Genomic DNA, 8,138 nt, shown 5'->3' with positions numbered 1-8,138 from the left:
TGGGCAGGTAAGGGCAGGGGATATTGTCGAGGCGGTAGTTTTTGTCCAATGCCAGCTTGGCGTAGGCGGACTGCATGGCGGCGATGTCGCCGAGTGCGCCGACAACGGGCAAGTGGTCGAGGCTGTCGCAACGCAGGGCGGCATGGCCTTGTGTATCGTGAAGGCCGTCTGAAAACGAATTTTGATCAAACAGGGATTGTGCCAATGGCGGATTGAGTTGTTGAAGGGCGGCACGGTTGTCGACTTCTTCGTTTGGATACCAAGTTTCATCGTTGCTGTTGAGGATAAATGTCGCGCCGTAGCAGTGGCGGCCTTGCCAGCTCGGACTGATGTAGCTTTCGCCGGAAATGGCGCAACGCAGCTTTTGTGAAAACGGGCTTGAGGACACAACGCCGGTTTGGCCGCGGATTTGGCGGAAAGGCAGGGCGGAGACGTTGGTGTCGGCGGCAGTCGGGCTGTGCGCGCCCATGCAGTAAACGATATGGCTGGCGTTGAAATGAGCATCCGGTGTGTGTGCCATCCATTGTGTGCCGTCATGCGATACGGCGGTCAGCGGCGAGTGTTCGTGCAACTCAATTAGCGGATGATTCAATAAGGCATGCACGACAGTGGGCGGATTCAGCCATACGCCTTGCGGCCAGTAAAGGCCGTCTGAAAATACGTCTATGCCTGCAATGTGCGCAGCCTCTTCGGCAGATACGCTGTGGTAAAGGTGTTTATGCTGGTGTTGCAAACCCAAGGCCTGATTGCGTTTGCGTTCGCTGTCGTCAAAATTCAAATGCAATACGCCGTCGCCGCCCCATACGTCGGAGTCGGGTAGCAAGTCTTCCAACAATCGGCGCGTGTAGCCGTAGCCTGTCAGCAGCAGCTCGGTTTGTTCGGTATCGTGTGGCGAGATTTTGGCGTAGAGCAAGCCTTGGCGGTTGCCGCTGCCTGCCTGCGCCGCTTTGCCTGCCTCCAAAACCGTAACGCGTACGCCGTGTTCAGCCAGTTTGTGCGCGGTCGCTGCGCCGGCAATGCCTGCGCCGATAATCAGGACGTGTTCGGGCGCGGCTTGATGTTCAGGCCGTCTGAACCAAGGTTTCAGAGGAGAGGGGCGTACTTGGGGTATGGCTTCGGTTTGCCATTCGATATGATGGAAATGTTCGTGTAAGCAGTCGGCACGGTGTGGAGGAACCAGCCAGAGATGCACATCAGGCAATAGGTTTTCCAAAATATTGACGCTGTTGAATTGAAGACATTTCATGGCTTGAACGAGGCGGTTATTCAGACGGCCTTCAAGCTCGGATGGCTGATTCGATAATGGAAAATCGGGAATATGGTTTTCAGGCAGACAGACAATCAAATAAAGCGGCGCGGTATGTTGTTCGATAGCGTGGCAAAGGGCAGCAAGGGAAGGCGTGGTGTTCCAAGCAAGGCAGGTCATGATGAAAGGCCGTCTGAAAAAAGAGGCTTTATTGTAACGCGGTTTGCGCGGATAGAATATCCGAACGGGTTTTGATAGAATCGCATGATATTTTGATTTTCAATTGATTTTCATACAGGAATTTTATGCGCCGTCTTTTATTGTGCCTTCTCGCTTCCGGCTTGCCCATCGCTTGTTCGTCCGCGCCGCCGGATAACGGCAACAAAGCCGTTCAGTCCGCACGTTGGGCAACGCCCGTCAAACACGATGCCAACCTTTATCGTATCGACGACAAGCTTTACCGCAGCGAGCAGCCTGTTGCCGAAGATGGGGAAGCCATCGTCAAACTGGGCATTCAAAGCGTGATCAACTTGCGCTTTTTCGACCGCAACGATGACGACCATTTGAAGGCGTATGGTTTAACCTTGCTAAACCGTCCGTTGCTGTCATGGAGCATTAAGCCGAAAGAGATTGCGGAAATCCTATACCTGATTGAAAAACAACAGCAAAATGGCGCGGTACTTATCCATTGTTATCACGGCGCGGACCGCACTGGTTTGATTGCCGGAATGTACCGCATCATCTATCAAGGCTGGCCGGTGGAAGAAGCAAAAGCCGAAATGCAACATGGTCCTTACGGTTATCACAGCATTTGGAAAAACATTGCCAAGCTGTTTACCGAAGAGAAAGTCAAGCAGGTTAAAACGCATTTGGAAGCCTTGCGCAAACGCGGTTAACACTAGGATTTAAATGATAAAAGGCCGTCTGAAAGAACAAATCTTTCAGACGGCCTTTTTAATGACAGACGGTTTAAATCACAAAATCCGTAGTCGATAATTGAATGCTTTGATCCATATCGGCAGACGGAGTTTTGGAAGAGCGGCCGACCGGTTTGGCCGGTACGCCGACAACGGTAATCGAAGACGGTACGTCGGCAACCACCACGCTGCCTGCGCCGATTTTGGCATTTTCGCCGATGCGGATGTTGCCCAGAATCGAAGCGTTCGCACCAATCATCACGCCATTGCCGATTTTCGGGTGACGGTCGCCGCTTTCTTTGCCCGAACCGCCCAGCGTTACGCCGTGGAGGATGGAAATGTTGTTGCCCAAGACGGCGGTTTCGCCGGCCACAAAACCGGTGGCATGGTCGAGCATCAGGCCGTGACCGAAACGGGCGGCAGGGTGAATATCGACACCGAAGACTTCCGACATGCGGTTTTGCAGGAAATACGCCAGCGTTTTACGGCCGTTTTGATAGAGCCAGTGGTTGATACGGTGCGCCTGTACGGCGTGGAAGCCTTTGAAATACAACAGCGGCAGTGAATATTCATCACAAGCCGGGTCGCGCTCGTAAATAGCTTTCAAGTCGGCCTCGACACATTTGCTGATACGGGTGTCCACGCTCAAAGCCTGCTGATAAATTTCAAACAGCGCGCGCACGTCCATAATCGGGCTGCCGAGTTTGCTGGAAAGATGGTAGGCAAGTACCGAATCGAGCGAATCGTGGCGTAACACGGTTTGATGCAGGAAGCTTGCCAGCATCGGTTCGGCCGCGGCGGCAGCTTCGGTTTCTTCGCGGATGGTGTGCCACAGATTAAAATCGGTTGAATTCAAATGGTCTTTTTTCATATTTGAGGCCGTCTGAAGAATAAAATCAGATGGCTATCTTACCGTTTTCCAACGTCTTTTAACAAGGTATTTGATAATCGGTATTCAAATGCTTGAAGTTTTTTCAGACGGCCTTATATATGAAACATCGAATATCAACACGCTAAAAGGATGTCAGAAATGACGGAGCATAACGAACAACATCAACACGAAGCAGAAGAAGCGGCAGCCGTAGAAACTGCCGAAACCGTTGAAACCGAACAAGCAGAACCGACTTACGAAGAGCTTCAGGCGCGTGTCACCGAGTTGGAAGGCCAACTCAAAGACAGCGAGTTGCGCGGTTTGGCAAACGAGCAAAACCTGCGCCGCCGCCATCAGCAAGAAATTGCCGATACCCATAAATTCGCCGGACAAAAATTTGCGGCCGAAATGCTGCCTGTCAAGGACTATCTTGAAATGGCGCTGCTCGACCAAAGCGGTAATTTCGATGCCCTGAAAATGGGCGTGCAAATGACTTTGAATGAGCTGCAAAAAGCATTTGATGCCACACACATTAAAGAAATCAACCCACAGCCGGGTGACAAACTCGATCCGCACCAACATCAAGCGATGCAGGCAGTCGTCAGCGAGCAAGAGCCGAATACCATCGTCAGCGTAATGAAAAAAGGCTACACATTATCCGACCGCGTGCTGCGTCCTGCGATGGTTGTCGTGGCGAAAAAAGAAGGTTGAAGGCACCGCTTGATAAAGTTTATCAAGCATAAAATCTTCAGACGGCCTTATCCGGTTTCAAAGCCTGATGTTCCGCTATTGGAAAATCATTCCGATAAACCGGAATCGGAAAATTAAAACCGGCCGTCTGAAAAAAGAATAAACAGCTTGTGGATAAATAAATCAAGTACTTGAATTTAATTTCAAAAAAAAATCAAATTAAGCCTTGAAAAAAAATGAAGCAACCTTATTTACAAGCCATCGGAACGAAATGTTCCACAGGAATATTAATTTAGAAAAGTTTATTTATTAGGAGCAACATAATATGGCAAAAGTAATCGGTATTGACTTAGGTACAACCAACTCTTGTTTGGCCATTTCTGAAAATGGTCAAACCAAAGTGATCGAAAATGCAGAAGGTGCACGCACCACTCCTTCCGTTATCGCTTATTTGGACGGCGGCGAAATCCTCGTTGGCGCGCCTGCCAAACGCCAAGCGGTAACCAACGCTAAAAACACTATTTACGCCGCCAAACGTTTGATCGGCCACAAATTTGAAGACAAAGAAGTTCAACGCGACATCGAATCTATGCCTTTCGAAATTATCAAAGCCAACAACGGCGATGCATGGGTGAAAGCACAAGGCAAAGAGCTGTCTCCTCCTCAAATTTCCGCAGAAGTTTTGCGTAAAATGAAAGAAGCCGCTGAAGCTTACTTGGGCGAGAAAGTCACTGAAGCCGTGATTACCGTTCCGGCCTACTTCAACGACAGCCAACGTCAAGCCACCAAAGACGCAGGCCGCATCGCAGGTTTGGAAGTAAAACGTATCATCAACGAGCCGACCGCTGCCGCTTTGGCATTCGGTATGGACAAAGGCGACAACAAAGACCGCAAAGTAGCCGTATATGACTTGGGTGGCGGTACTTTCGATATTTCCATCATCGAAATCGCCAACCTCGACGGCGACAAACAATTCGAAGTATTAGCTACCAACGGCGATACTTTCTTGGGCGGTGAAGACTTCGACCAACGCTTGATCGACTACATCATTGACGAGTTCAAAAAAGAACAAGGCATTGATTTGAAACAAGACGTAATGGCTCTGCAACGTCTGAAAGAAGCTGCTGAAAAAGCCAAAATCGAATTGTCCAGCGGTCAGCAAACTGAAATCAACCTGCCATACATCACTATGGATGCAACCGGTCCTAAACACTTGGCCATGAAAATTACCCGTGCCAAATTCGAAAGCCTGGTTGAAGATTTGATCCAACGTTCTATCGAGCCTTGCAAAATCGCATTGAAAGATGCCGGCTTGAGCACCAGCGACATCGACGATGTGATTTTGGTCGGCGGTCAGTCCCGTATGCCGAAAGTACAAGAAGCCGTTCGAGACTTCTTCGGCAAAGAGCCTCGCAAAGACGTGAACCCTGACGAAGCTGTTGCCGTAGGTGCAGCGATTCAAGGCGAAGTATTGAGCGGCGGCCGCAGCGACGTATTGCTGCTGGACGTAACCCCTCTGTCTTTGGGTATCGAAACCATGGGCGGCGTGATGACCAAGCTGATTCAAAAGAACACTACTATTCCGACCAAAGCGTCTCAAGTGTTCTCTACTGCCGAAGACAACCAAAGCGCGGTAACCATCCATGTGCTGCAAGGCGAACGCGAACGCGCTTCTGCCAACAAGTCTTTGGGTCAGTTCAACTTGACCGACATCGCACCTGCACCACGCGGTATGCCTCAAATTGAAGTTACTTTCGACATCGACGCCAACGGTATCTTGCACGTTTCTGCCAAAGACAAAGGCACCGGCAAAGCCGCCAACATCACCATCCAAGGTTCTTCAGGTTTGAGCGAAGAAGAAATCGAACGCATGGTGAAAGACGCCGAAGCCAACGCTGAAGAAGATAAAAAACTGACTGAATTGGTCGCTTCACGCAACCAAGCCGAAGCTCTGATTCACTCCGTGAAAAAATCTTTGGCCGACTACGGCGACAAACTCGACGCTGCCGAGAAAGAAAAAATCGAAGCTGCGTTGAAAGAAGCTGAAGAAGCAGTTAAAGGCGACGACAAAGCCGCCATCGACGCCAAAGCCGAAGCTTTGGGTACAGCCAGCCAAAAACTGGGCGAAATGGTTTACGCTCAAGCGCAAGCCGAAGCACAAGCAGGCGAGGGCGCACAAGCCGAGTCTTCTGCTAAGAAAGACGACGACGTTGTAGATGCCGACTTTGAAGAAGTAAAAGACGACAAAAAATAATTGATGCCGTCTGAAAAAAGCGCGAATCGAAAGGTTCGCGCTTTTTGTTGTTTGGGGAATGTGTAAAGACGCTTTGTCAAAGTTGACGGTAAACTTTCAAAACCTTGCTACATCATCGCGTTGCCATACTTCTATTGCTGAATTTTGAACAGATTTCGTCGAATGCAGACAGCAGCTGACAGTCAAAGCCATTAATATTTGTCCATCGCTTGAGTGCGAATAAATGCTTATTTTTACCTCAAATCAACCTCTTGAAGGAAGATAAATATGAAAAAACTGATTCAAATGACCTCTTTGATGGTTGCCGCTGCCGGTTTGGTCTTGGCTCCAGTCGCTTCTGCGCATGGCAAGCACGACATGCATCCGAAACAAGAGCGTATGCACAAAAAAGCCAAACCGCAAAAAATGAAAAAACCTGCACCTAAAGCCAAACACCACGCAGCCAAGCCCAAACATCATCAAGAGCATCGCCATGAACCTCATTAAGATGAATCCTCAACAATAAATAAGGCCGTCTGAAACCCAAACATCAGGTTTCAGACAGCCTTGGTTTATCTGTCAAATAGCGCTTTGCCGTTTTTCTTGTGCCAAACGGGTCGGCTCCAGCCAGGCAATGTTTCTTTCTGCCAGCGCATCGCGCCAATAATCCAGTTTGGTATCCAAATCTTCAGAGAAACTGTCTTGATTCAAAAGCTGAATGATAACGCCGCCGTCCGTAGCTTCAGCCAAGCGGCTGATTTGACGCAAAATGCCGCGATCGGGAACAGTTTGCGTGCGTACTCCGATGAGAAGTTGCGCCGGAGTTTGTTTCAATTCAGCTTCTAATTGTTCCAAATCTTTTCTGCCGGCGATTACGCCTTTGTCTATCCACTCTTGCGCCAAAACGCCGGAAAACCAAAGCGGCTCAGGCCATTCCGTTTCCAGTGTAACAGCCCATTTAGGCGCATTGTTCAGCGTAATTTTAGATGAAACGGGAACGATATTTTCCTGAAAGTCATCGGCATCGACAATCTTCGTTTGCCATGCGCGGAGGATGTTTTGATAGTAGGGCTGATTCAAATCCAAACGTTCGCGAAGGGTTTTTAAAGTAATCTTGCAAGCCAGCCAAGCAATCAAGCGCGGCAGAATGCCATAGCAGATAATGTTGCCGATGAGTAAGCCCGCCCACGCGCGTGCATCTTCGATATGATTGTTCAGACGGCCTGCAATCACAGCCTGACTGTCGGGAACAGGAAAGCCCAAACGTTCCGGCAGCCATGACAAAGCCTCAACCGTTTTCACCAATGCCGTATTGCTTAAAAGCGTACTTTCCCAGTTGAACGTATATTGCCGCACCAAAAGCAGCAGCAAAACAGAAACCAACATCCCCGACAGCGTACAAAGCCACAGACTGTGTGAGGTTGCACCAATCAGCCAACGCGTTTGCGGTTTGCGCCATTCGTCCACATAAAGCCGCAAAATTGCCTGATTGACCGGGTCTTTACCTCGGAACCAAGTTGTCGGACTGCTGATAAAGTGCACATTTTTCAAACGCAGGAATAAAGTCGCCAACCACACCAGCAGCATGACCGTATTCATGCCCAAAATCCCGGCCAATACCAGAAAAAAGTTCAGCCCCTGATTGTCCATCAACAGATAAGTGCTGGAAAAACCGAACGTAAACAACAACGTCGCCGCAACAATCCAAAGCCAAAACGAGCCTGTCTCCACCTGTTGCAGCACATATTTCAAATGCTGGTCGCGGTCAATAATTTGAGCGCGGCGTATCAGTTTTTCCTCATTGCCGCCATCAATATGTCGCAACGCTTCCGTCGCCTGAACAGGATCTCCCGGAAAAATATAGGCACGTTCTTCAAGGATACGGACCAATTCGACAAGTTTTTGCGATAGATTCAACATAAATGATAGGCCGTCTGAAAGATAAAATGGAAACGTCTGTTATACCCCCAAATAAACCCTTTTTTTGCAAAGGTCAAAAAATTAAAAGCAGTTTTGATTTTGAATAGGGTATATAGTGGAATAGATGTAAAAAAAGCAGCCCGAAAGCTGCTCATTTTGAGTGTGGTGGACGGAGGGACACAAACTAAAGGCATAATTCATTGTTTTATATTATAAAAATAATAAAGCAATCTAAATATACCCACAAATATTCCCACATTT

The 8,138-nt window shown here is 48.8% G+C and carries 7 protein-coding genes; 4 read left to right on the top strand and 3 right to left on the bottom strand.

The window, feature by feature from the left end:
• A partial coding sequence (gene mnmC / locus Q1M25_RS06340) for an FAD-dependent 5-carboxymethylaminomethyl-2-thiouridine(34) oxidoreductase MnmC (RefSeq protein ID WP_300483049.1) occupies nucleotides 1-1,426 on the bottom strand: 1,426 nt, incomplete at its 3' end.
• A gap of 125 nt (nucleotides 1,427-1,551) precedes the next feature.
• On the opposite strand from mnmC, the gene Q1M25_RS06335 reads away from it, so the two are divergent.
• Nucleotides 1,552-2,142, top strand: coding sequence for a tyrosine-protein phosphatase (locus Q1M25_RS06335; RefSeq protein WP_188208615.1), 591 nt, complete (start codon nucleotides 1,552-1,554; stop codon nucleotides 2,140-2,142).
• Nucleotides 2,143-2,215: 73 nt separating this feature from the next.
• Here Q1M25_RS06335 and cysE read toward each other — a convergent pair whose 3' ends face one another.
• A complete protein-coding gene (gene cysE, locus Q1M25_RS06330; RefSeq protein WP_004520667.1) occupies nucleotides 2,216-3,034 on the bottom strand; it encodes a serine O-acetyltransferase in 819 nt (272 codons plus the stop codon).
• 150 nt (nucleotides 3,035-3,184) lie between these two features.
• On the opposite strand from cysE, the gene grpE reads away from it, so the two are divergent.
• The 3 genes from grpE (at nucleotide 3,185) to Q1M25_RS06315 (ending at nucleotide 6,464) form a co-directional block, all read left to right on the top strand.
• On the top strand, nucleotides 3,185-3,745 hold the full coding sequence (gene grpE, locus Q1M25_RS06325; RefSeq protein ID WP_300483041.1) for a nucleotide exchange factor GrpE: 561 nt from the start codon (nucleotides 3,185-3,187) through the stop codon (nucleotides 3,743-3,745).
• Nucleotides 3,746-4,049: 304 nt separating this feature from the next.
• Nucleotides 4,050-5,978: a molecular chaperone DnaK gene (gene dnaK, locus Q1M25_RS06320; protein WP_300483038.1), complete on the top strand. Its 1,929-nt coding sequence runs from the start codon at nucleotides 4,050-4,052 to the stop codon at nucleotides 5,976-5,978.
• 267 nt (nucleotides 5,979-6,245) lie between these two features.
• Nucleotides 6,246-6,464 (top strand): hypothetical protein, encoded by a 219-nt coding sequence (locus tag Q1M25_RS06315; protein ID WP_204789061.1) that lies wholly within the window; start codon nucleotides 6,246-6,248, stop codon nucleotides 6,462-6,464.
• Nucleotides 6,465-6,536: 72 nt separating this feature from the next.
• On the opposite strand, the gene Q1M25_RS06310 is transcribed toward Q1M25_RS06315, so the two are convergent.
• On the bottom strand, nucleotides 6,537-7,877 hold the full coding sequence (locus tag Q1M25_RS06310) for a DUF2868 domain-containing protein (RefSeq protein ID WP_300483033.1): 1,341 nt from the start codon (nucleotides 7,875-7,877) through the stop codon (nucleotides 6,537-6,539).
• Nucleotides 7,878-8,138 lie beyond the last annotated feature (261 nt).

Origin of the sequence: uncultured Neisseria sp., assembly GCF_951230505.1 — a bacterium.
Classification (GTDB): domain Bacteria; phylum Pseudomonadota; class Gammaproteobacteria; order Burkholderiales; family Neisseriaceae; genus Neisseria.
This window is presented reverse-complemented; position numbering and strand designations above follow the sequence as displayed.

Excerpts from the sequence above, each read along its gene's own strand:
- Q1M25_RS06335 (WP_188208615.1), top strand. The coding sequence starts at position 1,552 with ATGCGCCGTCTTTTATTGTGCCTTCTCGCTTCCGGCTTGCCCATCGCT.
- Q1M25_RS06315 (WP_204789061.1), top strand. The coding sequence starts at position 6,246 with ATGAAAAAACTGATTCAAATGACCTCTTTGATGGTTGCCGCTGCCGGT.
- Q1M25_RS06310 (WP_300483033.1), bottom strand. The coding sequence starts at position 7,877 with ATGTTGAATCTATCGCAAAAACTTGTCGAATTGGTCCGTATCCTTGAA.
- grpE (WP_300483041.1), top strand. The coding sequence starts at position 3,185 with ATGTCAGAAATGACGGAGCATAACGAACAACATCAACACGAAGCAGAA.
- dnaK (WP_300483038.1), top strand. The coding sequence starts at position 4,050 with ATGGCAAAAGTAATCGGTATTGACTTAGGTACAACCAACTCTTGTTTG.
- cysE (WP_004520667.1), bottom strand. The coding sequence starts at position 3,034 with ATGAAAAAAGACCATTTGAATTCAACCGATTTTAATCTGTGGCACACC.